Annotated in this window: 25 protein-coding genes, 1 tRNA gene and 1 pseudogene; 17 read left to right on the top strand and 10 right to left on the bottom strand. The window is 33.5% G+C overall.

Going from position 1 to position 24393, the window contains the following annotated elements; translation table 11 throughout:
* Positions 1 to 4 precede the first annotated feature (4 nt).
* Complete coding sequence (gene murA, locus OOL05_RS00195) at positions 5 to 1282, top strand: UDP-N-acetylglucosamine 1-carboxyvinyltransferase (RefSeq protein ID WP_264730339.1); 1278 nt, start codon at positions 5 to 7, stop codon at positions 1280 to 1282.
* Between the two features lie 9 nt (positions 1283 to 1291).
* Positions 1292 to 2134 (top strand): FAD-dependent thymidylate synthase, encoded by an 843-nt coding sequence (gene thyX, locus OOL05_RS00190; RefSeq protein WP_264730337.1) that lies wholly within the window; start codon positions 1292 to 1294, stop codon positions 2132 to 2134.
* A gap of 267 nt (positions 2135 to 2401) precedes the next feature.
* Here thyX and OOL05_RS06810 read toward each other — a convergent pair.
* Both OOL05_RS06810 and OOL05_RS00175 read right to left on the bottom strand, forming a co-directional pair.
* Positions 2402 to 3318 (bottom strand): annotated as a pseudogene (locus tag OOL05_RS06810) (IS5 family transposase).
* 505 nt (positions 3319 to 3823) lie between these two features.
* The gene (locus OOL05_RS00175; protein WP_264730334.1) at positions 3824 to 4882 is read right to left on the bottom strand and encodes a hypothetical protein; all 1059 of its coding nucleotides are present in this window, start codon (positions 4880 to 4882) and stop codon (positions 3824 to 3826) included.
* 140 nt (positions 4883 to 5022) lie between these two features.
* Here OOL05_RS00175 and elbB point away from each other — a divergent pair, with 140 nt between their 5' ends.
* The 9 genes from elbB (at position 5023) to dapA (ending at position 11795) form a co-directional block, all read left to right on the top strand.
* A complete protein-coding gene (elbB, locus tag OOL05_RS00170) occupies positions 5023 to 5721 on the top strand; it encodes an isoprenoid biosynthesis glyoxalase ElbB (protein ID WP_264730332.1) in 699 nt (232 codons plus the stop codon).
* A gap of 138 nt (positions 5722 to 5859) precedes the next feature.
* On the top strand, positions 5860 to 6168 hold the full coding sequence (locus tag OOL05_RS00165) for a hypothetical protein (protein ID WP_264730331.1): 309 nt from the start codon (positions 5860 to 5862) through the stop codon (positions 6166 to 6168).
* Between the two features lie 58 nt (positions 6169 to 6226).
* A complete protein-coding gene (gene ispH, locus OOL05_RS00160) occupies positions 6227 to 7153 on the top strand; it encodes a 4-hydroxy-3-methylbut-2-enyl diphosphate reductase (RefSeq protein ID WP_213863831.1) in 927 nt (308 codons plus the stop codon).
* A gap of 249 nt (positions 7154 to 7402) precedes the next feature.
* Positions 7403 to 8863 (top strand): hypothetical protein, encoded by a 1461-nt coding sequence (locus OOL05_RS00155; protein ID WP_264730329.1) that lies wholly within the window; start codon positions 7403 to 7405, stop codon positions 8861 to 8863.
* Positions 8864 to 8867: 4 nt separating this feature from the next.
* Positions 8868 to 9476 carry a hypothetical protein gene (locus OOL05_RS00150; RefSeq protein ID WP_010406999.1) on the top strand — a complete coding sequence of 203 codons (609 nt, stop codon included), beginning with the start codon at positions 8868 to 8870 and terminating at the stop codon, positions 9474 to 9476.
* Complete coding sequence (locus OOL05_RS00145; protein WP_264730327.1) at positions 9473 to 10261, top strand: hypothetical protein; 789 nt, start codon at positions 9473 to 9475, stop codon at positions 10259 to 10261. Before OOL05_RS00150 ends, OOL05_RS00145 begins: the two co-directional genes overlap by 4 nt.
* Positions 10262 to 10273: 12 nt before the next feature.
* A tRNA-Arg gene (locus OOL05_RS00140) sits at positions 10274 to 10347 on the top strand.
* 68 nt (positions 10348 to 10415) lie between these two features.
* Positions 10416 to 10898, top strand: coding sequence for a single-stranded DNA-binding protein (gene ssb / locus OOL05_RS00135; protein ID WP_006014313.1), 483 nt, complete (start codon positions 10416 to 10418; stop codon positions 10896 to 10898).
* Positions 10899 to 10907: 9 nt separating this feature from the next.
* Positions 10908 to 11795, top strand: coding sequence for a 4-hydroxy-tetrahydrodipicolinate synthase (gene dapA, locus OOL05_RS00130; protein WP_264730325.1), 888 nt, complete (start codon positions 10908 to 10910; stop codon positions 11793 to 11795).
* 79 nt (positions 11796 to 11874) lie between these two features.
* Here dapA and OOL05_RS00125 read toward each other — a convergent pair whose 3' ends face one another.
* Both OOL05_RS00125 and OOL05_RS00120 read right to left on the bottom strand, forming a co-directional pair.
* On the bottom strand, positions 11875 to 12243 hold the full coding sequence (locus OOL05_RS00125) for a hypothetical protein (RefSeq protein WP_264706461.1): 369 nt from the start codon (positions 12241 to 12243) through the stop codon (positions 11875 to 11877).
* Positions 12244 to 13008: 765 nt separating this feature from the next.
* Positions 13009 to 13986 (bottom strand): quinone oxidoreductase family protein, encoded by a 978-nt coding sequence (locus OOL05_RS00120; RefSeq protein ID WP_264730323.1) that lies wholly within the window; start codon positions 13984 to 13986, stop codon positions 13009 to 13011.
* Between the two features lie 56 nt (positions 13987 to 14042).
* Between OOL05_RS00120 and OOL05_RS00115 the strand changes: the two genes are divergently transcribed.
* On the top strand, positions 14043 to 14807 hold the full coding sequence (locus tag OOL05_RS00115; RefSeq protein ID WP_264730321.1) for an ankyrin repeat domain-containing protein: 765 nt from the start codon (positions 14043 to 14045) through the stop codon (positions 14805 to 14807).
* A 47-nt stretch (positions 14808 to 14854) separates the two neighbouring features.
* Here the strand turns inward: OOL05_RS00115 and OOL05_RS00110 are convergent, their stop codons facing one another.
* The 3 genes from OOL05_RS00110 to OOL05_RS00100 all read right to left on the bottom strand — a co-directional run bounded on the left by OOL05_RS00110 (position 14855) and on the right by OOL05_RS00100 (position 17503).
* Complete coding sequence (locus OOL05_RS00110) at positions 14855 to 15391, bottom strand: cytochrome c oxidase assembly protein (RefSeq protein WP_010407017.1); 537 nt, start codon at positions 15389 to 15391, stop codon at positions 14855 to 14857.
* The gene (locus OOL05_RS00105; protein ID WP_015588059.1) at positions 15392 to 16114 is read right to left on the bottom strand and encodes a Bax inhibitor-1/YccA family protein; all 723 of its coding nucleotides are present in this window, start codon (positions 16112 to 16114) and stop codon (positions 15392 to 15394) included.
* Between the two features lie 201 nt (positions 16115 to 16315).
* Positions 16316 to 17503: a cysteine desulfurase family protein gene (locus OOL05_RS00100; RefSeq protein ID WP_264730318.1), complete on the bottom strand. Its 1188-nt coding sequence runs from the start codon at positions 17501 to 17503 to the stop codon at positions 16316 to 16318.
* Between the two features lie 134 nt (positions 17504 to 17637).
* On the opposite strand from OOL05_RS00100, the gene OOL05_RS00095 reads away from it, so the two are divergent.
* Entirely contained in the window at positions 17638 to 18336 is a 699-nt protein-coding gene (locus OOL05_RS00095; RefSeq protein ID WP_211907559.1) for an alpha/beta hydrolase, read from the top strand.
* Positions 18337 to 18582: 246 nt separating this feature from the next.
* On the opposite strand, the gene OOL05_RS00090 is transcribed toward OOL05_RS00095, so the two are convergent.
* Together OOL05_RS00090 and OOL05_RS00085 are read right to left on the bottom strand one after the other, a co-directional pair.
* A complete protein-coding gene (locus tag OOL05_RS00090) occupies positions 18583 to 19257 on the bottom strand; it encodes an ABC transporter ATP-binding protein (protein WP_264730316.1) in 675 nt (224 codons plus the stop codon).
* A gap of 26 nt (positions 19258 to 19283) precedes the next feature.
* Complete coding sequence (locus OOL05_RS00085) at positions 19284 to 19730, bottom strand: HesB/IscA family protein (RefSeq protein WP_007302232.1); 447 nt, start codon at positions 19728 to 19730, stop codon at positions 19284 to 19286.
* Between the two features lie 47 nt (positions 19731 to 19777).
* On the opposite strand from OOL05_RS00085, the gene OOL05_RS00080 reads away from it, so the two are divergent.
* Both OOL05_RS00080 and ribD read left to right on the top strand, forming a co-directional pair.
* Positions 19778 to 20959 carry a deoxyguanosinetriphosphate triphosphohydrolase gene (locus OOL05_RS00080; RefSeq protein WP_264730314.1) on the top strand — a complete coding sequence of 394 codons (1182 nt, stop codon included), beginning with the start codon at positions 19778 to 19780 and terminating at the stop codon, positions 20957 to 20959.
* Positions 20959 to 22167: a bifunctional diaminohydroxyphosphoribosylaminopyrimidine deaminase/5-amino-6-(5-phosphoribosylamino)uracil reductase RibD gene (gene ribD, locus OOL05_RS00075; protein WP_264376098.1), complete on the top strand. Its 1209-nt coding sequence runs from the start codon at positions 20959 to 20961 to the stop codon at positions 22165 to 22167. The genes OOL05_RS00080 and ribD overlap by 1 nt, the downstream gene beginning before the upstream one ends.
* A gap of 63 nt (positions 22168 to 22230) precedes the next feature.
* On the opposite strand, the gene OOL05_RS00070 is transcribed toward ribD, so the two are convergent.
* Positions 22231 to 22911: a hypothetical protein gene (locus tag OOL05_RS00070; RefSeq protein ID WP_264730312.1), complete on the bottom strand. Its 681-nt coding sequence runs from the start codon at positions 22909 to 22911 to the stop codon at positions 22231 to 22233.
* Between the two features lie 147 nt (positions 22912 to 23058).
* On the opposite strand from OOL05_RS00070, the gene truB reads away from it, so the two are divergent.
* The gene (gene truB, locus OOL05_RS00065) at positions 23059 to 24102 is read left to right on the top strand and encodes a tRNA pseudouridine(55) synthase TruB (protein ID WP_264730310.1); all 1044 of its coding nucleotides are present in this window, start codon (positions 23059 to 23061) and stop codon (positions 24100 to 24102) included.
* Between the two features lie 7 nt (positions 24103 to 24109).
* Positions 24110 to 24382, top strand: coding sequence for a 30S ribosomal protein S15 (gene rpsO, locus OOL05_RS00060; RefSeq protein WP_007302237.1), 273 nt, complete (start codon positions 24110 to 24112; stop codon positions 24380 to 24382).
* Positions 24383 to 24393 lie beyond the last annotated feature (11 nt).

Here is a 24393-nt window from a genome sequence, read left to right as displayed (position 1 = left end):
TTAAATGCATAAAATATTAGTAAGAAGTAACCATAAGCCCTTGATTGGAAAAATCACGATTAATGGTTCAAAGAATGCCGTCTTGCCAATAATGGCGGCAAGCTTGTTTAGTAATTCTTCAATAACTTTGCATAACGTACCTGATTTAATTGACGTGCATTTGATGTCTGAGCTGCTTAAGAGTCTTGGTGCAGAAGTAAATTTTATATGCAATAAAGACTATAAAGCAAATCACACTTTGGAAATTGACTGTAGCAATATCAATAACTATTTAATATCACATAAAATTGCAAGCAGACTGCGAGCATCTTTTTTAATGCTAGGTCCAATGCTCAGCAGATTTGGTAGAGTTTCAACAGTATTTCCTGGTGGATGTAATATTGGAAAACGTCCTGTTGACATGCATATCAAGGCACTCGAAGAAATGGGAGCTAAAATTGAAATTGATAGCTGTAATATAACTGCAACAACAAAGGGGAAATTGCAAGGCAAAGAAATAACATTTGAAAAAGTAAGTGTTGGCGCAACAGAAAACATAATCATGGCAGCAACACTTGCAGAAGGAGTAACAACAATAAACAATGCCGCAACGGAGCCGGAAGTTCTTGATTTAATAGAGTTTCTAAAAAAAATGGGTGCCAATATTGAAGTTAACAACACAAAAATCACAATAGAAGGCGTTGATGAATTAAACGGATGTGTCCACACAATCATACCAGATCGCATAGAGGCCGGTACTTATGCTTTGGCTGCTGTCATTACCGACGGCGAGCTAAAGTTAGAAGGAGTAAGTTTGTCTGATATAGAATGTATTGCAAATGAATTGAAGACTATAGGAGCCAGAGTTGAGTTACATGATGATGGTATTATTATTTCTAGAAAAAATGGCTCTATTAAATCTGCTCACGTTGCAACAAATCCATATCCCAACTTTCCCAGTGATATGCAACCACAACTAATGTCTGCTATGTCAATTGCAGGTGGAATATCAATCATTGAAGAGAACGTTTTTGAAAGTAGATTTGCACATGCAAATGAGCTAAGAAAATTAGGTGCTAATATCAGCATCGAAAAAAATAAAGCTACTATAAGTGGAATAAAGAGCTTATCTGGAGCTAATCTATATGCTAATGACTTAAGATCAACGGCAGCTTTGGTGCTTGCTTCTTTGGTGGCTAGAGGAGAAACTACAATAAACAACTCACATCATTTATGGAGAGGATATGAGGCAATGCACGAAAAACTCAATTCATGTGGAGCTGATATCTCTGTTTCATCTTGAGAATATATTATGAATGAGACAACTAAGCGAACTACAGTAAAAGAGATAGATAAAATTCTATACGAAGAACATAAGGTGTTAGATCATGGATTTGTTCGAGTAATTGATTATATGGGCTCTGATAGCGCCATAGTTCAAGCTGCTCGCGTTTCTTATGGAAAGGGAACGAAACAGATAAATCAAGATGAGGCGCTTATAAAATATTTGATGAGAAATCATCATACAACTCCATTTGAAATGTGTGAAATTAAGTTTCACGTGAAACTTCCAATTTTTATTGCAAGACAGTGGATAAGACATAGAACTGCAAATGTGAATGAATATTCCGGAAGGTATTCGATACTTGATAATGAATTTTATATACCAGAACAGGTTGCAAAACAATCTGATAATAATAAACAAGGCAGCGGTGAAGCTTTTGACTCAAGTACTTCAAAAGAAATAATAGATTCTCTAATAAATGATTCTAATTTAGTATATTCTCATTATGAGAAATTTATTGAACAGGGCCTTGCAAGGGAAATTGCCCGAACTAATCTAACACTTAATTACTATACTCAGTTTTATTGGAAAATAGATTTACACAACCTTCTTCACTTTTTAAGGCTTAGAGCTGATAAGCACGCCCAATATGAAATTAGAGTCTATGCAGAAGTTATGTTGGACATAGTAAAGAAATGGGTCCCGCTGGCCTATAATGCTTTTGTTGAATACTCGCTAAAATCAGCCTGCATTTCAAAAACTGGTCTTGAAATAATTCGCAAGCTAATAAAAGGAGAAAATGTTACGAGAGAAGAAAGTGGCATTGGTAAAAGAGAATGGAATGAGCTGATGTCTATACTTGGTAAATAATCTTGAAGATAAATGTATAGTTGTTATTTACATAGCGTTTGCAGGATAGCTGTACAAAACCCAAACCAGTCACAGCTGTACGAACATTTTGGTAATTTGCATAGTAGATGATGTCATTCCAGTGCTTGACACTGGAATCTAGTTTCACCTTATGATGGTGTTATTCAAGTAGCCTCTATCCAAGTGCCCCTTTGGTGTCATCAGAGTAGCTGATACTGGGATGGCTTTGTTGCATCACACTTTATGAGATGGTGATTTATGGTAAATTCATGTAACTATCTCAAATTTAGCCATACCAATACCAGTGAATTTGTTGAGCAAATAGCACTTAATTAGTAATTCTTTTTCACGATTTACTTCAGATTTATTCCTAAACAAATACTTGCTTCAACCTTGAGAAAAATCCTTCTATATAAGATCTTTTCCCATAATGTACTTCCTTTTTCCACTCTTTTACACCATCTTGTCCATATAATTTTATTAACCTAATAGCAGCATTTCTGTCAGACATATAATCTATTTTTGAATGTTCTGCTGCATCCTTTTTTGGTAGAACTTTTGTCTTTATATCGTATTTCTTACACAATTTATAAAGTTTTTGCCTATCGTATGCCCTATCTGCATATAATGCTTTTATTTTGTGCTGAAAATTAACTTCTTCAAGCAAATCGCAAGTGGTCAGAGTAGACGCCATTACTGTATCTTGCAGCTATAGCTTTTTTACTATTCACACTTAACATAACATGTAACTTTCTTACTTGCTCGTAGCTTCGGTACTTTCTATCTGCACTGTTTTCCTTACTGTGGCCAGGAGTGTTACTGTAAATTTGTGCTATCTATGATAATTTCAATATTTTCCATGTTGCTTTTATCAATCCTGCAATCATTTATCTTAATATTAAGTTTTTTTTGATGCTTGTTAATAGCTGCAAATTTTTTCCTATTTGTTGCAGATATCCTTTTACAAACCCTACCGTTTGTCTTAAACCAATTCTAAAAAGATTAACGATTATATGCACCAAAATCACAACTTTATCACTATAAATATAGTTGCCGCCCTGCATTTTTGGACTATTTTCATACCAATTTTCGATAGCTTCATCGATGTAACGAAAAATATTCCCCCTTTTTTCAAGGAATTTGTTATATTCGTTTTGGTTACTGACTTTCATTTTCTGTGGCATATTTTTTCTTCAACAGTTAAAAAGCCCACTGGGATCCAACTAAGTTACTTTACAACGTTTTTTGCACAAAAGGACTGGATTCTAGCGTCATGCGCTAGAATGACATCAACTTTTGAATTCCAGTTATGCAAGAAATCTATTCATTTGAAACTTGTTTGAGAAACGTAGCTATAAAAACCGCAGGTACCAGTTGGTTTTTATTAGCTAAAGTAAAGGTCAAATATCTGGAATTCTGGACATAAAATCCCCCTGTAAAAAAGATTAGAAAAAAATGCAGCGCACACATGACAGAAATTAAGTATACACTGAAGAGGATACGCTACATTTTTTATGAGTTTAATAAAAAAGGTCTGCAGACGGAGATAGATTTTTGAGCTCAATAAATATCTCTAATTGTAATTATAATTGGATTCAAAATACGCGGAAGTAATTTTTTGTGTCCGCTTAGCAGGGTGGCAAAATAAGATAGACAGATACATTAAAACGCTCCCCAAATGCATCAATTCTATTTTTTCATTTTGTTTCCATCAACTTGTTCAGAACTTGGATTCTTCACTTCAGGACTTGGCTTCATTCCTTTAACTTTATCATCAACTATTTTTTCCACCTCCTCTATTTTATTATTACCAATTGGCATAATTGCAGATTGAAGTTTATCTATAAGATCATCAAATGGTTTTTGATCATCTAGATGAGTACTGGTGCCCTTTTCCAGAAGTTTGCTCATATCATCTTCTGAAAATTTTTTAATGGTTCCATCTTTTATTAATTCCTTTATGGCCATTAATTGCTCTTTGTTTTGAAGCATTTTTACCATTTTTAGATTATTAGAAAGATTGTTTTTAGTTTCATCTTCTCCAATTCCTTCTCGCTTTTGTGCCGTATCAATTTCTATAATACGCCCAGACAAGTCATTTTTGAACTTATCAAAATTATTCTCTCTTGCTTGAATTATAGGTAATTTATCTATTAAATCCTTATATGAACTTTTCACTGCTTTTCCTGCATCAATCGCACCTTCTTTTATTTTTTCCCCTGCCTTTCCTATACCTATTCCTACATAACGTGCTCCAATAGCCACAAGCGCTATTAATGTGGCAAGCACAATAAGCGGAGAAAATGCTGCTCCTAATACCATTACAGCAGAAGCCATTCCAATTTTTTCATTTGCAGATGCTGATTTAAAATAATTGACTAGATTGTCCAGCGGACCTTTATTATTATTTATAATATTACTTATTGCTTCACGCTCAACAGATTGTAGCGCCTTTTCTATTATCTCTGGCACGACATCTTCTGGCATTAAATTCTCAAGCGCTTCTTCAATGAATTTTGTAAATAATTCTTTATTTATGGCTTTTTCTAGACCCTGGCTATTAATTACTAACTTAAGCTCATATATATCTATCTTATCAACTGTGTCACTTATCTTACTCAATAACGCTTTTTTTTCCTCTGATGAAGATTTTACAATGCCTCCTATTATATTTGAAATAGCTTTTCTTAGTTCCTGATGGTCAATTTGAGCGTCAAAAAATTCATCATCATCTTCTTCAAGGGCCATATCAAACTCCATTAACTACAAATATACCTAATTATATATACTAATTATTAATTATGTTATAATTGACATAAAATAATTACTCCTTTCCAAATATGGAATTTGTATTACAATACCTAGATTATATGAAATCAAGGTATTTTATGGGTGAGAAAAAATTAAGAGCCGCTGTGGTTTTATCAGGATGCGGCCACCTCGACGGCACAGAGGTGAGAGAAGCAGTCTTAACTCTGCTTGTGTTTGATCAGCAGGAAGTTGAAGTCACGTGCTTTGCTCCTGATGTTGATATCACACAAGTTATGAATCACAAAACAAAAGAAGCAGTAAAAGAAAAAAGGAATGTACTTGTAGAATCAGCAAGAATTGCAAGAGGTGAGATAAATGATTTAAGAGAAGCTAAAGCTGAAAATTTTGACATGCTAGTCGTACCTGGTGGATATGGAGTTGCGAAAAATTTATCTGACTTAGCTGAAAATAAAACAGTAATGCCTGAGTTTGAAAGATTAGTCTCAGAGTTCTTTGTTGCAAAAAAGCCAATAGGAACTATATGTATATCTCCAGCCATTATTGTTTTAATTTTAAGTAGCAAGATAGGTAAAGAAGAAAGTAAGATTAAGGTAACTATAGGAAACGACAAAGACCAGTTGATAGAGAAGCTCGGCGGCGAACATATAACATGCGATACAAAGCTATCAATAGAAGACGAAAAGCATAATATATTTTCCTGCTCTGCTTATATGCGTAGTGATGAAAGTACACACTCTGTATATCAAGGAATAAAACACATGATTGACAGTATGGTGAAAAAAATTAATAAAAAAACCAAACAACCATTTCTCTAAAGTGTAGTTTCTTATACAATTAATTATGTTATACTTCCAGTTGCATTATTGCTGTAGCCAAAGTAATCTATAGTTGCTTATTAATGATGAATTGTATTTAGTATATAAATTTAGTTCTTTTTTTTTATAGATTTAAATATGTTAGATCTTTTTTATATTAAAAGTGAGTGTTGTGTAGATGGTCAGTGTGATACTTATGCAGGAGAAGTGAGTATTAATGATGTCATGTTGGGCAAGTTTAGTCTAAATTCATACAGTGGAAAAAAAGCTATAATAAATCTAGACATCGTTACATTCGATATCCATATTGCCATGGATGACCAAGATGGAAGGACAATAACAAGAGACCTTAAGGGTCCTGAATTTGTAATTAAAGATGACGGTTCCTGGTATATTAACAAAAATCTTGGTAATGATAAATTTGAAATTATAGTAAAGCAGTCATGATATGAAACATAGTGAGCGGAGCTTACTTTTTAGCAATGTTTACATACTTACTTAAAAAATGGAGATTATCTTAGCTGAACCACGCGGTTTCTGTGCAGGGGTTAAAAGAGCTGTAGACATATTAGCAATCACTTTAGAGAAATACAAAAATGAACGCCAAGTTTATGTACTACACGAAATCGTTCATAATAAGTATATAGTAGAGGACTTCAAGAAACAAGGAGTGGTTTTTGTAAGCAGCATAGAAGACATTAAAGACAATAGAGGAATATTGATCTTTAGCGCACATGGAGTGTCGAAAAGTATAGAGGATGAGGCAAAAAGAAAGGGTGTTCAAGTGATTGATGCAACATGTCCATTAGTTAGCAAAGTACATAAAGAGGCAAAAAGGTATGAGGATAGTGGTAAAGAATTAATTCTAATTGGACATGAAAATCATCCAGAAGTTAAAGGAATTATAGGAAGAGTAAGTAATCCTATATCTCTAGTGCAAACTATGCAAGACGTATACAATTTACAAATCAAAGATCCAGATAATTTATCTTATGTAACACAAACCACGTTAAGTATTGACGATACCAAAGAAATTATTGCTACACTGAAGCTCAGATTTCCAAGCATTACAGGCCCCGACTTAAAAGATATATGCTATGCAACACAAAATAGGCAGAACGCTGTTAAAAAATTGGCTAAAATTACAGACGTAGTGTTAATTGTAGGAAGCAAAAACAGTTCAAATTCAAACCGTTTATTAGACCTGTGTATTTCCAGAGGAAAAAGAGCCTATTTGATTGATAATTATAAATGTATGAACAAAAATTGGTTGCAGGGCGCAGAAAAAATAGGAATTACTGCAGGTGCTTCTGCTCCTGATATATTAGTTGATGAGCTAGTAAATTACTTAAAAATAAATATGAATACAAAAGTTTCAGTCATGCCAGATGGATTCACTGAAAATGTTCAGTTCAAGTATACTAAATGGTAATGTGCAACAACGTGCGTCAAATCAAGTCTTTAGCTCAATTCAATTTTCAGTCTGTTGGAGAATAAAATATCAAGCTGAGATATAATTAATCCTCGTTTGTCAGGTTAAGTTGTGTCTAGCACAAATATAAAAAACCTTCATCATACAAAAGGGTTAATATTACTACTAATTTTATCAAAAACTTATAATATAAGTAATATTGTCATCTAATGTTTAATGAATTTCAATAAATTACCTTTTTAATTCTAGATGAGTATACACTTTGTTAATATGTTTGGGTCAAAACCCAAAAGTAAGTTTATGCTTTCTATAGGAAAAGAAGGCACAATGTTACTATATTTTAAAAATGATACTTTAAATAAAAGATATTTTGCTAAGGACAAAAATAATAAAGTTGTTTCTGACTTAATTTCATGTCTCTCATCAGATAAAAAAGCACCCTTATATCTGGTTCTCAATCACACTGATCAGAACTATTTGCTACAGTCTATCCCAAGAGTAAATAGGATTAGTGCTTATCTATCAGCAAAAACAAAAGTAGAGCATTTTGCTCATAATAACGATATAAATTCTATTCTCTTGGTCGAAAAGCCGAATAAATTTAATCAAAACTGGTGGTATCTATTTGTTTCATCAAAAGCAAATCATTTAATAGAATATTGGTTGGACGTGTTTGTTGAAATAGGCTCTAACTTTAAAGGAATATTAATGTTTCCTATAGAACTAGTCAGTATAGCAAAAAAGATTCTACACAAAGATCCTAGTAACTGGAAAATTATAGTTGCTGCAACTAAAACAGGTGGCTATAGACAAGTGGTTCTTAAAGAGAACAAAATGATATTTACACGTTTAATACCATTTACTAATGATAATTTACCAGGAATCATTGCTGGTGAAATATATCAGGAAGTGAAAAATACAATTCAATCTTTAACTAAGTTTGGATTTGAAAAAAATGACCCTATCGACCTTTGCATCATAGTATCAGAAGCTATTAAATCTAGTTTATCAGTTATAAATTTTTCAGAGAATAGTGTGAACATATTGACTCCATATGAGCTAGGTAAACTATTGGGAGCAGAATTAGCTATATGCGAAAAAGATAGCTTTTGTGATACTACAATTTTGTTCCATAGCTTTAAGAATAAGCCAACAGATGTTTTTAATACAAAAGAAACTAAAGAATTTTATCTATTCAATTACCTTTATTTAAACTCTCCTCGGATTTTTCTATACCTCCTTTTGACTTTAATTGTAATTAACACCTTTTGTTTGCAAAATTTGTATTCAAATTTTAATGTTGCTGATAATTTATCTGCAAAGCGGAGTGCTTTAAATAACAAACTAATAAAACTTAGCCAAAGCTATAATGTAAAAAAGATAGATGAAGTTTACGATTTTATTAATATCAATAATATTTTATCAAAAATAGAGTACTCTCCTCTCACACAAGTTAAGTATGTAGAAAAGCTAAAAGTACCAGATGTAGAGCTTCAATTATTTGAGTGGAATTATAATGAGACAAAAAGTTATATTACCACAACTTTAAGGTTTAATTTTCAATCTGGTAAAGACATTTCTTATCAATACGAGAAACTACAGAAAAATTTAAACGATAATTTCCGTACTCATGATATTAGTATTTCTAGCTTACCTACTACTAAAGAGAAAAATCTATCTATTGATGTTGAAATAGGAGAGGCAATGTAGATTGATGACTATCTCTCAACTAAAAAGAAAAGCTACAATTCAGTGCATATATTACTTATTGTTATCTATTGTATTAATAGGGTTATCAACGTGTTTTATTATCTATAACAAAAAGGTTTATAATAAAAATCAAACTGCAGCTGAGGAAATACGCTCTATTAATTTACAGATCATTGAAATTCAAAAGAAAGAAGTCGTTCTAAATAAAAACCTAGATTTATGGAAAAGAATTTCTTCTTCAAACTTACATAGTAGCAGATACATTACAAATTTAAATTTTGAGCTTAACAAGCTATATAAAAAACACTACATGTTAGAACCTGAAATATCAATTTCTATACCTGAAGAAGCTGAACTCCACAATAAAAGTGAACATACAAAAGTAATAAGAAGTGAAGTGGTTCTAAGTTTAAGCTCAATTAGCGATAAGCATATTTTTTTATTTCTACAGTCTATTCCAAATCTTCCTGGTTATGTTATGATCAGATCTCTTACCTTGAATAAGCAGAGAAATATAGATGCTAAAGTTATAAACCAGATTTTAAGTGGTAATATGATAGAGATAGTGAGAGCTAGTATAGTTTTTGATTGGTATACCATATTAAGTAGATGAATATAAAGTTGTTTTTTATTTTTACGCTGCTATTTTTTAATTTTAGTGCATATTGCAATTGCGAAGATCTTGTAGAAAATATAGGGATTTGTAAAAAATATTCTTGCCAACAGCATATTAGTAATGAAGATTTTATTGAGCATAAAATATTAGGGTTAAATAGTGAAAATTTATGTGTATATATAGAAAGACAAGGCAATGATGAAATGGTCTGTCATCATTCTAATGATGGAATGATTATAGAAAAGAAGTACTTAAAAAGTATTTTAAAAGTTGGAAATCAAGAAATAAATGACTTCATTGATATAGCAAATTTGCGTGCGAAGGAGTGTTTTTTTATCAACAATTATTATATAGATCGAGACGATATAATAAAAGAGGCAGCAGAGAGTACTTTATCGCAATATGGTAGCATAAAAAGCATTTTTTTTGATGAAGAGCAGGTTAATAGAATAGTTAGTGAGATGGAAAAGTTTAACTTACAGTCTTCAGGAGTTACAGAGGAAGAAAATTTCAATTGTAAAGTAGTCAGTTTAGATTCAATTTTATACTTTTCCCCCGATACATGGAAAATATGGGTAAATGGAAAGTTGTTTATAAATACTAAGGATTTAAAAGTGCACTCAGTAACTGAAAATTATGTAACTTTTTCATGGGCTGTAAACCAAAAGATAACAAAAGAACAGATAAGCAATTCTAAAAATGTACATTTTGGACATGGAGGTATTATGTTTACGCTTTATCCAGAACAAAAATTTGATTTAGATAGTTTATCTATTAAATAATCTAATACATCTGCGCTTGTAGCTCAGTTGGATAGAGCGTTGCCCTCCGGAGGCAAAGGTCGTGGGTTCGAATCCCTCCAAGCGCGTTTTTAATTAAATTTGACAATAATACTCTCACATAAGATAATAAAGAGATTTATTTTAAAGCATAATTATGTCTAGTGGTACTATAAATAAAGTCATATTAGTTGGTAATTTAGGAAAAGATCCTGAAATTAGGACTACACAAAATGGAAAAGAGATGGCAAGTTTTTCGATAGCCACATCTGAAAGTTGGACTGACAAATTTTCTGGTACGCGCTCTGAAAAGACAGAATGGCATAATATTGTAATTTTTAGTGAAGGATTAGTAAAAATTGTTAAGGATTTTGCGCGCAAAGGTAGTAAAGTTTACGTTGAAGGTTCTCTGAGAACTAGAAAATGGACTGACCAAAATGGTAGCGAAAGGTATACGACAGAGGTGGTGCTATATAACTTTAATAGTGCCCTTACCCTTTTAGATTCACGAAACAGTATGTCAAACTCTGATTACAAGCCAAGTGAATACAAACAAAATGAAACAGAACAAAAAGATAAACACGGAAGTTTTGACAACGATATAAAAGACGAACTAATCGATGATGAAATACCATTTTAATAACTTCAATTGAAATCTACATTTTTATGGACTGCTTGTGTTACTCCTTTTAATTGCAGTGGAGATAGTATAGATTACCAAAGCTTGCAGCGTTTACTAACAATGCAAGCTGAAGCTGAAAATGGTGTAGTGTTGCTAGGTAGCACAGGTGAAAGCTTATCACTTACTGATTCTGAAAAGCGCACATTAGTTGAATTTGTGTGTGAGCTAAAATTAAATACGAAAATTATAATTGGTGTACCAGGAGTGAATCTATATCAGACTCTTGAATGGCTTGATTTTTGCAAGGGTATGCCTATTCATGGCTATCTAATGACAACTCCCATTTATGCAAAGCCTGGAATCATGGGGCAAACTTTATGGTTTGAAAAGCTGCTTGAAAAAGCACATGTGCCAGCCATGCTTTACAATATTCCATCAAGAGCAGGAGTGAGTCTTCACGCTGAAACTGTACGCAATTTATTCAGCCACGAAAAATCTTGGGCTATCAAAGATTCAAGTGGCACCGTTGATACTTTAACTCAGTATAAGAAAGTTGCACCAAATATTGAGGTCTTTTGCGGAGATGATAATATGATACCCGATATGGCTGCTAAGGGTGCGGCTGGTCTGGTTTCTGTTGCTGCCAATGTTTGGCCACGTGTAGTACATGAATATGTTAAGCAATGTATGAGTGGCAAGAACTCTCAGGCAGACAATTGGCAACAAGCTTGCAAAGCTCTATTTATTGCCAGCAACCCAATACCCACTAAAGCGCTATTACATGATATTAGGCTCATAGAACACAAAACTGTCCGCCTACCACTCAGCACAGAAGACTTGCCTTCTATTGAAACATTGAGGCAAGCTAATAAAATGATTCTTGGGTGGGAAAATCAACTAACTATTCAGGATTAGGACTTGAGCGGATAATTCAATTATGCTTAACATGAAAAAATGTGCTAAATCCTCTTCAAAAACTTCTATCTATCGTTTCTTAAGATACTTCCCTGCACGTATACCCACCAACAATTTTCACATCACTATCAACTGAGCTACCTGGCTGTTTATTTCCTTCTGGAAAAAAGCACTCAATTGCTTTATCAATTAAGAAATTTAAAGGAATACAAGCAATCACACTCACTACAAAAGTTAAAGCACCTATAGCTGCTGGTGATGTAAAGCCAAGAGCAACCAATCCTGCTCCTATCCCAAATCTAACACCAGTACACGCAATTGCTTGCACTATTTCTTTTGAAGAGTCCTTAAAGCCCGAAGTTGAGAGTTTTGCTATTAAAGCTATTGCATATAACGATGATAATAGAAACCCAACACCAACCATTCCACCTGCAACAAGAGGTGACAAACCAGAAATAGAGCTTATAGCGTAATTTGTAAAAATTCCATCAATAGCTCCTAAGCCTGCTACTATCCCCCCCCACTATTCCACAGGATATCCCTGCTATTGCCATTTCATATATCAGATTTGATTTAAATTCTTGATCTTGGAAACCACTCATAACCTTATCTCTTTAATTAAAACTTATATAAAGGCTAACATACTAACACATTATAGTCAATACTTCTATGTTATTCTTTTTGGAGTTTTTAATTGACTTTCAGCACACTTTAGCCTTATATGTATGGTCCCAGAGTGTAATGGTATATAAAATATGAGAACAAAATGCCATTAAAGGAGAACTTATGATTACTGGATATATCAGAACAACAGAGACAATTCATAAAGCAATGTAAACTTTCTAAGTACTAACTCTAAAACTATTGTAAAACAGAAAAAAGCATTCATTTAAAAGAAAAATAACAGCTCCATATACTATTGAAGTGATAATACTTATAATGTTAGATGTGACACCAAATCTAATTTGAAATATAACTTATTTACTCAGCTTCTTTTGAAACTACTGTGAACATAATATCTATAGATAAAACATTGCATTACCACGCCACTAACGAGTAGCAGAATGACAAGTTTTTCAAACTAGTCCGGTATAAAAATCTCAGTCAGTTTAGCTACAGCTGTATGCTTTTAACTCTCCCAAAAAGAAAATTAACCATGTGAAATTCTTGTTGATATGACTTAATGAATAATTATTTTAGGTTACTAAGTTATTTAAGAAACTTTGATAATATTTAGCCCACTTACTTTTCTATTTTCCATGTCACGATGAGCCTCTATTATTTCATCAAATTTATATTTTTTATTAATTCGTACAATTAAAAGTTTTTTTCTTATCATTTCAAAAATTTCCATTGCAGTAAGCACTAATGTGAATCTATCATACTTATAGTGATATATCGAAGTTCCAGTTGCAAATAACGAACGTGAACTAAGTAAAGAAAAACTAAGAGGAGCATTACCTGATATCTGCCCATAGGAAACATATATGCCAAACTTACCTAAAGATTCAAAAGAGAGCTTGCTTGTAGCGTAACCTATAGGGTCATACACTGCACCTACTCCTCTATTTTTTGTAATCTCCATAATTTTAGAAACGAAGTCTTTATCGTTATAGTTGATTGCGTATGTGCAGCCACTTTGTAAAGCTATCTTCATTTTTTCATCAGAGCTCACAGAACCTATCACTACACCTTTTTTATCCTTTGCCCATTGGCATATTATTTGCCCTAAACCACCATTAGCTCCATGAACCAGGACAAAAGCACCAGGCCTGATTTTATAAGATTGATTAACTAAATAGTGAGCTGCCATACCTTTAAACAACACTGCAGCAGCAACCTCATCAGATATGTCATTCGGAATTTTTATCAAATATTTCTGGTGTACAATGCGCTTTTCACAATATGCCCCTGGAGGAGCTGTGCAATATCCAACTCTGTCTCCAACTTTGAATCCATCACTGATTTTTTTACCAAGTTTTTCAATAACCCCAACTGCTTCCACTCCAAGCACTGATGGCAGATCTTTAATTTTGCGTGTACCTTTTCTGTGTTCTAAATCATAACGATTTAAGCCGATAGTTGTATGACTTATTAAGACTTCCTCGCCTTTTGGCTCACCTATATTCTTATCTACAAATTCTAATACTTCTGGCCCCCCAGTTTTTTTAATTTGTATAGCTCTAACCATGATAAATGTAAGACAAAAACTTTAATTATGTTATCTAGCAATTAATATTTTGCAAAATGTTATTTAGAGTTTATACACTACATAAGCGTATTGTTAATAGTTTTGAGGCACAAATTATCATGAACAGAGAAATTTGGCTTTATGGTGTTTTATTCAATGTGTTGTGCAAAGTGGATGAAGATAATGATTTGGATGTTAACAATGTAATAAAAAAAATAAAAGAAAGGTTAGAATATAGAATACAAAAATCAGATAAAAAAAGAGATTATTGTAAATATTTATATACTTCTTGGGAAAAAAAAGGATTTGATATTAATCACCAATTTGACTTGAAAGATTATGATGGCTTTCCAATAGATAGTCTTTTTTCTATTGCCATTAATTATAAATTATACACTTTAACAAATTTAGCGCAAGTTTTAATAAAAGCAGGAGCTAATGTGCAAAATGAAAAAGGATATTTACATGCCTGCGTTTTGGCTCGTTCTCCAGATATATTAAAAGCTCTCATAAAAGCGGGAGTAAATGATAACCCAAATGAAAACTATGGTGGAAATACCGCTTTAGACTATGTTGCTAAATTATATGGTAGAGATAAGTCAACGAAATCCAAGGATTGCTGTAAAATTCTAATTGAGCATACATTAGAAAAAAATCCCAACATAGAAATGCCAGTCTCTGTAAAAAGTAATAAAGAGTTAACTGAGTACTGGAATGCCTGTAAAGCAAATAGTGAAGAATGGGAATTCGCAATACCAAAAACCGCAATACAAGTACTTAGTGTGCAAAAAACAAATAAGTGCTTCTGCCCAATTAAATAGATCTGTTGCATAACTATTATTTAAATCAACAAATAGGCAAAGGTTTGTTATTTAAGCTTAAAAAACGTATATGATAGTGTTATTTCACTTAAATCTTTTGTACTATTGTCACGCATTATTTCAGGGTCTACGTAAAAGGATACGGGCATAGCTGCTTTTTGTTTTGGTAGCAACATTTGCTCTTCAAAACAAAAGCATGCAACTTTATTGAAATATTTACCTGCTTTAAAAGGTGTGACATTATACACTGCCATTCCAAAAGAAGGCTGATCAGATAAATTTTTTGCATAATAAAATACTAAACTTTGTTGCCCTATATTTGTATCGATGTAGTTAGTTTCTGATTTAAATTCCCAAGGCAGACCTGATATTATATCAGCATTAAGGTGAACCCTGATTTTTTGGTCAGTTGCATTTATTGTTGCATTAGTTACTTTTCTCGTTGTGCCACCATATCCAGTAGCTTTACAAAAGATGCTATACAACGGTACTGAAGCATATGCAAGACACAGCATCAATACCACTAAAGATATTAGGAGGAAAACTATAGAACTTTTATTGTTTCCCCTTAAAAAGGAAATCATCTAATCCTTATTGTTGAATAAATTAAGTAACCTGAGTAAATTGAGGAATATATTGATGAAGTCAAAGTAAAGATTAGTTGCACCAAGTACTGCCAGCTTAGTAGTTGCAACCTCTGAGCCATCATTATACCTATAATAAACATCTTTGATTCTCTGAGCATCGTATGCGGTCATTAAAGTAAACACTATTACTGACACAAATGATATTGCAAAATAGAGTGGACTACTCCCAAGGAACAGATTAACTATAGATGCAATGATTAATCCCCAGATTCCCATAATCAAAAAAGAACCCATACTGGTCAGATCTTTTTTTGTAGTATTACCATACAAAGCCATAGAACCAAACATGATCGATGTAATGAAAAATGCTCTCGCTATATTTTCTGCAGTATAAATTATAAAGATATGAGATAAAGAAATTCCCATTAAAACTGAGAATAGAAAAAATACAGTAAGTGTTGACTGAGCACTTAGGTGTTGAAGCCTAAAAGACATATAAAACACCAATGCAACTGGAGACAGCATTACCACAAGCGATAGAACAGGATTAGAATAAATCACCTGAAAAAGACCAGAAAACACTGTTAAAAACGCAACAAGCCCTGTAACACCTAAAGCTAAAGCCATATAATTGTATACTTTAGTTAGGTAACTCCTGAGTCCAGCACTATAATAAACGCCCTGAGAGCGAATATCCTGTTCGTTTTTCATATAAGACATATGTAACTCCTTATTATCTCTTGATGATATATTATAATACAATACAGCGTTTTTATCAAGTATAAAATGACATACTACAATTGAATGGTGTGGTATGCAATTAGAGAATTTCTTCCATAACTATAAGCAAATCGGTTTTCAGCAGCATTTAACTATTATAACAACCTCTGGCAATAGAAATTACTTTCACCATTCCCTCTATCATGATTTAAGGGGAATGGTGAAAGTAGTTTTTGCATTTACTAAAGCATTCTTCTTATAGATACTATACCAACAATCCACTATTTTTTCTATGTCTCGCGGTTTAACCTCCGGACCTATACTGATTCTAATTGAACATTCTGCTTGCTCTTTTGTTGCTCCCATTGCAAGCAAAACATGAGAAGGCCCAACTTTTCCAGAAGAACATGCAGAACCATTGCTGACTGCAATATTATTTAAGTCAAAGCACATGAGCTGCAGATCATTCTTCACTCTCGGCATATAAATGAAACTTGTATTTGGCAATCTTTTAGAATTTCTGCCAAAGATCTTGATATCACTGACAAGACTTAATAACCCATACTCCAATTGATCACGCAGCTTCTCTACTTCATCCATCTTTGATAGAAGATCTGGAATGTTTTGCAATGCAGCAGAAAGACCTACTATTGCAATAATGTTTTCTGTACCACCACGCAATCCTTTTTCTTGCCCACCACCTATTATAGTAGGTTCTATTACAAGCTTTTTGTCAAAAATTAAAACTCCACTACCTGCTATACCACCAAATTTGTGAGCAGATAAAGTAAGTAAATCCACTTCTAAATCTTCCATATTTAATTCGATTTTCCCAACACTTTGAGCAGCGTCAGTGTGACAGATTGCCCCGAATTTATGTGCCATTTTAGCTATTTCCTTAACAGGCTGGATAACTCCAGTTTCGTTATTAGCCATCATCACTGAAATTATTACTTTATTCCCTTCAAGTTCGCTTAGAATTTTTTCTAGCTCTAAAAAGTCAACAATACCCTCTTGATTAACGGGTATTATATGTGGATTATATGCAGAATTAAGAATTGAAGGATGCTCTGTAGCTGAAATTACATGCAGATAGCCTTTCATTCCTCTCATGACGAGGTTGTTTGCTTCAGTTGCACCAGACGTAAAAACTATTTCTTTATCATCTGGAATGCTAAGAGCATCACGTACGTTATCTCTTACCTCTTTAAGAATCTTCCTCGCTTCTTGTCCTCTTTTATGCAGCGATGATGGATTTAGTGTTTGTTTCGACAAAATCTCAAGTATACTTTTTTTTACATTTTTACTCACTGGAGCAGTTGCATTATAATCAGCATACACGCAACTACTGTCTTCCAGAGAGAATAAACTCACAGGCTTATTTGTCACTTACCATCAACCAATTATGTATGTTAACTTTAACACGATAAAAATTTATTGCAAAAACAGGGAAATTAATACATAATTAATAAACAATTTACATTATCAACACCTGTCAAAACAGGTTTTTATTAGGAGTTATCATGGTAGAAGTCTTTTTAAATAATTCAACAAAAAAGATAGAAGGTAGATACCATCAAAGCAAAGATACCAATGCACCAGTTGTGCTAATTTTACATCATCACCCTCAATATGGTGGTAGTATGGATAGTAAGATTATACATACTATATATGAATCTTTTATCGATAATAACTTTTCTGCATTGACAATTAATTTTCGTGGTGTCGGAAAATCTACCGGAACTTTTGATAAGGGTATAGGAGAATTAACTGATGCTGCAGTAGCTATTGATTGGCTTCAGGAGCATAACTCTAACAATGTTCCAATTTGGATAGTTGGTTTTTCTTTTGGAGCATGGGTAGCTATGCAGTTGACAATGCGCCGTCCAGAGATAGTAAGTTTTGTTGCCCTTTCTCTTCCAGCAACTAAGTACGATTTCTCTTTTCTCTCTCCTTGCCCAGTTCCTGGACTTATAATACAAAGTAATAATGATACAATTTCAGAAGAAAGCGATGTAACAGAATTAGCACAAAGGTTAATAAATTCGGTAAAAAATAACCATATGGAATACCATATAGTAGAAGATACTAACCACTTTTTAAGGGATAAAGAAGAGGAAGTAGCTCAAATTATAGATAATTATATAAAACTACGCTTAAACAGTGCAGTCACTTCCTCCAAAAAAGTTAAAAAAGAGATAAGGGTAAAAGAATATGCCTAACTTTACAAATGAGAGAAATGAACGTATTAATATAAATAAAAAAAGTCTTGTTATGTTTAGGCAATTATTATTTCTCGTTTTAGCAATGTTTATGCTGTCAGGATGCTTTCTAAGTAAACAGCGTAAGTTAAAGAGTCCGTGTATAAAAAATAATGAAAGCATTTCATGCGAATTACACTCTGTTAATGACCATTGGTTAAATAAGTACAAGTTATAGGTAGCTTTGTATTGTACTGTTTCTTCCATTTACAGCTTTACTAATGATCGGTTTTTTAACTGAAAAATGTGATCTGCTTTTTCTGCAAGGATATAGTTGTGTGTTACTATAAGCATAGAGCTGTTATTTTCCTTTACATAGGAATGTAACAGTAAAAATACATTCAAAGAATTTGTTGGGTCTAAATTTCCCGTTGGCTCATCTGCAAGTAAAAGCTTTGGAGAGTTTACAATGCTTCTTGCAATTGCAACCCTCTGCCTTTCTCCACCAGAAATTTCAGATACCATACTACTTGCTTTATTTTCCAGACCAAATTTTTCTAATATTGCTTGCGATTTTTTTTTTGCTTCAGCTTTGCTTCTTCTTGCAATAAGCTGAGGAAGCATAACGTTTTCCAACACTGATAACTCTTGTAATAAATAGTGAAATTGATAAACAAAGCTAAGAAAATTTCTTCTTACATGAGTTTTATATTTATTGCTGGCTTGCGTACAATTTACTCCATCTATTGTCACTACACCTAAAGTTGGCTTATCCAATAGGCCTGCAATTTGCAATATAGTTGTTTTTCCTGATCCTGAACTGCCGATCAATGCAACTACTTGCCCTCTTGTAATCTTCAGGTTGATATCTTCTACAATAGCAGGACTTTTTTTGAAGCTCTTACTTACAGAAGCTAGCTCTAGTGTTACACCACCACCCATATTATAAAAAGATCCAGGAGGGAGAATTAGACCGAGAAACTGTTACCACACCCACATCGAGACTTAGCGAGAGCATTCTTGATTTGAAAACCAGAACCACTTAGATCTTCAGTATAATCTATAGTTGAGTTATTTAAAAATTTCGCTGAACAATTATCAACCATTAATACAGGGTTTCCATTCTCATCATTAATTACTATATCTTTACCTTTTTCACTAAAACTGGAGTGGCTTCTATAATCCTCGCTATCTTCGTCATCGTCAAAATCGTCGTCTTCATCATCGTCAAAATCGTCATCCAAAGACATCTTCTTATTTATTTGATCCATAAGAAAATTATACTTGAAGCCAGAGCATCCACCACCTGAAACTGCAACCCGCAAAATAGAACTCTCATCTCCTTCCTGTTCTACAAGGGAGTGGATTTTCCTTAATGCATTGTCAGTTAAGCTAATATTGTAATCTGTTGACATAACAACCACCGTTCATTATTGATAACCTATTATAGTAGAAATTTTACATGTCAAACAATAATTTTCTATTAAGTTACGCGTGCTTTCCAAATAAAACAAAAGGAAGAAATTTCAAAGAGCCAGAAGATGAAAATCGCAGCTGCTTTCAGCGTGATAGGGACCGCATTATTCACTCTAATGCGTTTAGGAAACTAGGATACAAAACACAAGTTTTTATCAATTATGAGCATGATTACTATCGCACTCGGCTAACTCATAGCCTTGAAGTTGCACAAATTGCAAGATCCATCGCACGCAGGCTCAGATTAGATGAGGACATCACCGAATGCATAGCGCTTGCACATGACCTTGGTCATCCTCCATTTGGTCACACAGGTGAGAATGCTCTAGTTCAAATTGATAACGAGAAGTATAAGTTTGATCATAACGTTCAAGCTATAAGGATTTTAACTTATCTTGAACAAAAACATGCTGACTTTAATGGTATGAATCTAAGTTGGGAAGTGATTGAAGGCGTTGCAAAGCATAACGGTCCTTTACTCGGTCAAAATACGGTATCTCAAACAAATAATCAGCTGTTATTAGAATACAATGAAAAATATGATCTAAAGCTTGAAGAATTTTCAAGTCTTGAAGCACAAGTTGCTTCGATTGCTGATGACATTGCTTATAGTGTTCATGATCTTGATGATGCACTCAGGGCAAATTTAGTAACCATCGAAGATTTGCTCGATGTTCCTTTAATTGGCAAAATGTTCAAAGAAGTAAAAAGCGAATATTCAGAATTGGCCCAAAGCAAACTCATACATGAATCACTGAGTAGAGCTATAGGAATTATGATAAATGATGTCGTTTTTCAGACTGAAAAAAATATTAAAGACTACAAAATAAAAAGCGTAGAAGATGTAAGAGGTCTAAATAAAATGCTAGTCACATTTTCACCAGAAGTTGCAAATGCCACAAAAGAGATGAAAAAGTTCAACATGGAAAAAATATACAGAAGTTATAAACTGACCAGAACAATGAACAAAGCAAAACGTATAGTACAGGAGCTTTTTCAATGTTTTTATGAAAACCCAGGGTTATTACCCACAGAGTGGAACAAGCTTGCCTGTGAATCTCAGCGTTCAGTAATAATATGTGATTATATCTCAGGTATGACAGATAGATTTGCCATACACGAGCACAGAAGAATTTTTGATACCTCATACGAAATGACTTCTTTCTAATGACTGAAGATTATTTCATGTCGATCGCATTAAAACTTGCAGAAAAAAGTCTTGGAAGTGTTGCACCAAATCCCACTGTTGGATGTGTCATTGTAAAAGACGGTATGGTGATCGGTGAAGGCTACACAGGAATCGGTGGACGTCCACATGCAGAAGTAGTTGCTTTACAAAATGCTAAAGACTTAACTCATGGTGCAACTATGTACGTCACTCTCGAACCATGCTGCCACTTTGGAGTTACAGAACCTTGCACTGCAGAAATCATAAAATCAGGAATAAGAAAGGTAGTGATTGCAGCAATTGATCCAGATAGTAGAGTTTCAGGCGGAGGAATTAAAGCTCTGAAAGAAGCAGGAATTGAAGTGAAGCAAGGTATTATGCAGAAAGAAGCAGAGAAGCTGAATGTTGGCTTTTTTACCACCAAGAAACTCCATAGACCATTCATAGCTTGCAAAATCGCAACAACTCTCGATGGAAAAATCGCAACGTTTACAGGCGATAGCAAATGGATAACAAGTGAAGATACGAGAAATTGGGTACATGAGCTCAGAGCAAAATATGATGCAATTATGATTGGCAGCAATACCCTTGTTAGTGACGATCCACTCTTAACTTGCAGATTACCAGGGCTGGAAAATAGATCACCAATAAGGCTAATTATCGATAGCCAAGGGAAATTGAAGGAAGAGCATAATATTGCAAAGACTGCAGATACCTTATATAACCATGATTTAAGCAAAGAGCCAACAGCATACCTTTCGATGTCATTCCAGCGCGTAACGCTGGAATCTAGAAAAAAAGAAGAAGAATGGATCCCAGTGTCACGCACTGGGATGACAGGAGGTTCAACTTGGGTAATTACAAACAATGAAGTAAAGAAAAAAATAAAAAACATTAACTACTTAGTAGTTAATTCAAACAATGCTGGCAAAGTCTGCCTCAAAGACATGGCATCAAAACTTGTTTCAGAAATTGGCATAACAAGGTTATTAGTTGAAGGTGGAGGAGTGTTGATTACAGAATTATTAAAGCACAATTTAATCGACAGGTTAATAATCTGTCGCAGTGGTAAAATTCTAGGCAATGATGCCACTCCCTTTATAGGGAATTTAGGAATTCAATCCATCAACAACTGTTACCAATTTAAAAAAGTAGAGATAATAGAGTTTAGTAAGGATGTAGTTGAGGTGTGGGATAGATTATCGTAACCTTTACATACTTGAATGATAGAGAAAAGAGGTAGAGATGAACCTACCTCTTTTTTTCTCGATTTAAAGCTGCTTACTATTAGCAATTTTTGATAAGAATGCATTTACTGCAACCTCTCCTAATTTAGTTGTTACGTCAGCTTTTAAAGCATTCATATCTTTACTACTTACCGCAACTGTTTTAGAATCAGCATCCATAACTAACTTTTCTTTCATTTCAGCAAGCTGATTTTCATCATCTACGCTAGTTAATTGTACTTTATAATTATCGTTAGCAACATTAACGTGTTTAAATTTAACTTCAACTGATTTATTTTTTAGCAACACATTCAGAGTTACTTCATCACCAACATTTTTACCATTTGTTAATGCTTCATAATCATCTTTTGAAAGTTTCAGATTTAATTTCTGACTTTCTTCAACAATTTCACCTTTCTTTATTGCATCACCAAGAAGAACAGAGAAATCTGCATCTTTACCATCTTTACCATTTGTACCGTTCACTCCTATTTCTTCATTCTTCTGCATTTGCTGATATGAAGCACAAGCTGCTGCGGCAAAATATACAGCGGCAATAAATAGAGCTGCAATTCCAGCAGGGCTAGCAATAAGTGCTAAAGACGCAGGTCCAGCAATTACTTTAGTAGCAATTAATATTGCTGTTATTGCTCCTGCTAAAGATGCAGCTGCAACTAAACAGTCAATACCCATTTTTTTATATGTGCTGTGTTTTTTAGTTTCCATATATTTGTAGTCATAATCACTTTCTCCTAATTAAGGTTTATAAAAAGTTAATTATATATTGAGAATGTAAACTAATCAAGCATTTTTATTAATAACTTGATGTTTTATCTACTTTTTAAATTGTTACTAATTATGTAAGATTGATACATGGTAAATGGCTGGCTGAATCTTGATAAACCAACAGGAATGAGTTCTGCACAAGCTGTAACTCAAATTAAAAGGATTTTTGGAATAAAAAAAGCCGGACATTTGGGAACACTTGATCCTTTGGCTTCAGGTGTATTACCAATCGCTCTTGGTGAAGCAACAAAAACTATACCGTATTTATCTTGTGACTTAAAGGCATACAATTTCACAATCAAATGGGGAAAACAAACAACTACGGATGATTTGGGTGGTGATATCATTAGAACTAGCGATATAAAACCCGAATATAACCAAATAACCTATGCGATTAATGATTTTATTGGTGAGATAACACAAACTCCTCCTCAATTTTCAGCAGTGAAAATCAAGGGAGCAAGAGCATATAAATTAGCAAGAAGTGGGCAAAAGGTAAATATAAAGCCCCGGCAAGTCAAAATACATGAACTGAAGCTGATATTCTTGGACACTATAAATAATAGTGCTGATTTTTCTATGACGTGTGGTAGCGGCGTATATGTAAGATCAATTGCAAGAGATCTTGGAGTCACATTAAATTGCTTTGGACACATTACAAAATTAAGAAGAACGATGGTAGGTGATTTTAAGGAAGATGAATCAGTGACAATTGAGCAACTTACTAAAAAAAACACAACAACTTACTCTCCCCAGTGCTTGACACTGGATACAAATACTTACAAATCATGTAATGGACAAAAGATTCTAGGAGCATATGTCAAAAACAATGTTCGTGATGAAATAGACTGGATCCCAGTGTCAAGCACTGGGATAGCAGAAGATGATGGAGGTAATACAAAAGGCTTCATCATCCCCATTGAATCGGCTTTAAAATCGATGTTCAAAGTTGAAATTTCCTTAGAGGAAGCGGAGAAAATCAGAAAAGGTCAAGAAATTATATTAAATAACTTGCGTAATTTAAAGAATTATGATATTTTTTGTACGATAGTGGGTAATGTACCTATTGCAATTTGCAGTTTTACTCATGGTTATGTGAAGCCTATTCGTGTTTTTAATATTTTGAAATGAGGTTTAGATGTCAATAACATCCCAAAAGAAAAAAAGTTTGATTAGTACATATGCAATTAAAGAAGATGATACAGGTTCATCTTTTGTACAGTGTGCAATTTTAACCGAGAGGATCAGTAATTTAACTGAGCATTTTAAAGCGCATAAGCATGACCATAATTCTAAGCGCGGTTTACTTATATTGATAGGTAGAAGGCGCAAGCACTTAAATTATATAAAACGTAAATTTGGTAATGAAGCCTATCAAGAGTTAATAGAGAAGTTAGGCATTAGAAAATAATCGAGGAATTT

Origin of the sequence: Wolbachia endosymbiont (group B) of Episyrphus balteatus (assembly GCF_947250575.1) — a bacterium.
Taxonomy (GTDB): domain Bacteria; phylum Pseudomonadota; class Alphaproteobacteria; order Rickettsiales; family Anaplasmataceae; genus Wolbachia.
This window is presented reverse-complemented; position numbering and strand designations above follow the sequence as displayed.

Bases quoted from the DNA above. Each gene is read 5' to 3' on its own strand.
- murA (WP_264730339.1), top strand. From the start codon at position 5: ATGCATAAAATATTAGTAAGAAGTAACCATAAGCCCTTGATTGGAAAA.
- thyX (WP_264730337.1), top strand. From the start codon at position 1,292: ATGAATGAGACAACTAAGCGAACTACAGTAAAAGAGATAGATAAAATT.
- OOL05_RS00175 (WP_264730334.1), bottom strand. From the start codon at position 4,882: ATGGCCCTTGAAGAAGATGATGATGAATTTTTTGACGCTCAAATTGAC.
- elbB (WP_264730332.1), top strand. From the start codon at position 5,023: ATGGGTGAGAAAAAATTAAGAGCCGCTGTGGTTTTATCAGGATGCGGC.
- OOL05_RS00165 (WP_264730331.1), top strand. From the start codon at position 5,860: ATGTTAGATCTTTTTTATATTAAAAGTGAGTGTTGTGTAGATGGTCAG.
- ispH (WP_213863831.1), top strand. From the start codon at position 6,227: ATGGAGATTATCTTAGCTGAACCACGCGGTTTCTGTGCAGGGGTTAAA.
- OOL05_RS00155 (WP_264730329.1), top strand. From the start codon at position 7,403: ATGAGTATACACTTTGTTAATATGTTTGGGTCAAAACCCAAAAGTAAG.
- OOL05_RS00150 (WP_010406999.1), top strand. From the start codon at position 8,868: ATGACTATCTCTCAACTAAAAAGAAAAGCTACAATTCAGTGCATATAT.
- OOL05_RS00145 (WP_264730327.1), top strand. From the start codon at position 9,473: ATGAATATAAAGTTGTTTTTTATTTTTACGCTGCTATTTTTTAATTTT.
- ssb (WP_006014313.1), top strand. From the start codon at position 10,416: ATGTCTAGTGGTACTATAAATAAAGTCATATTAGTTGGTAATTTAGGA.
- OOL05_RS00120 (WP_264730323.1), bottom strand. From the start codon at position 13,986: ATGGTTAGAGCTATACAAATTAAAAAAACTGGGGGGCCAGAAGTATTA.
- OOL05_RS00115 (WP_264730321.1), top strand. From the start codon at position 14,043: ATGTTATTTAGAGTTTATACACTACATAAGCGTATTGTTAATAGTTTT.
- OOL05_RS00110 (WP_010407017.1), bottom strand. From the start codon at position 15,391: ATGATTTCCTTTTTAAGGGGAAACAATAAAAGTTCTATAGTTTTCCTC.
- OOL05_RS00105 (WP_015588059.1), bottom strand. From the start codon at position 16,114: ATGTCTTATATGAAAAACGAACAGGATATTCGCTCTCAGGGCGTTTAT.
- OOL05_RS00095 (WP_211907559.1), top strand. From the start codon at position 17,638: ATGGTAGAAGTCTTTTTAAATAATTCAACAAAAAAGATAGAAGGTAGA.
- OOL05_RS00090 (WP_264730316.1), bottom strand. From the start codon at position 19,257: ATGGGTGGTGGTGTAACACTAGAGCTAGCTTCTGTAAGTAAGAGCTTC.
- OOL05_RS00085 (WP_007302232.1), bottom strand. From the start codon at position 19,730: ATGTCAACAGATTACAATATTAGCTTAACTGACAATGCATTAAGGAAA.
- OOL05_RS00080 (WP_264730314.1), top strand. From the start codon at position 19,778: ATGTCAAACAATAATTTTCTATTAAGTTACGCGTGCTTTCCAAATAAA.
- ribD (WP_264376098.1), top strand. From the start codon at position 20,959: ATGACTGAAGATTATTTCATGTCGATCGCATTAAAACTTGCAGAAAAA.
- OOL05_RS00070 (WP_264730312.1), bottom strand. From the start codon at position 22,911: ATGGAAACTAAAAAACACAGCACATATAAAAAAATGGGTATTGACTGT.
- truB (WP_264730310.1), top strand. From the start codon at position 23,059: ATGGTAAATGGCTGGCTGAATCTTGATAAACCAACAGGAATGAGTTCT.
- rpsO (WP_007302237.1), top strand. From the start codon at position 24,110: ATGTCAATAACATCCCAAAAGAAAAAAAGTTTGATTAGTACATATGCA.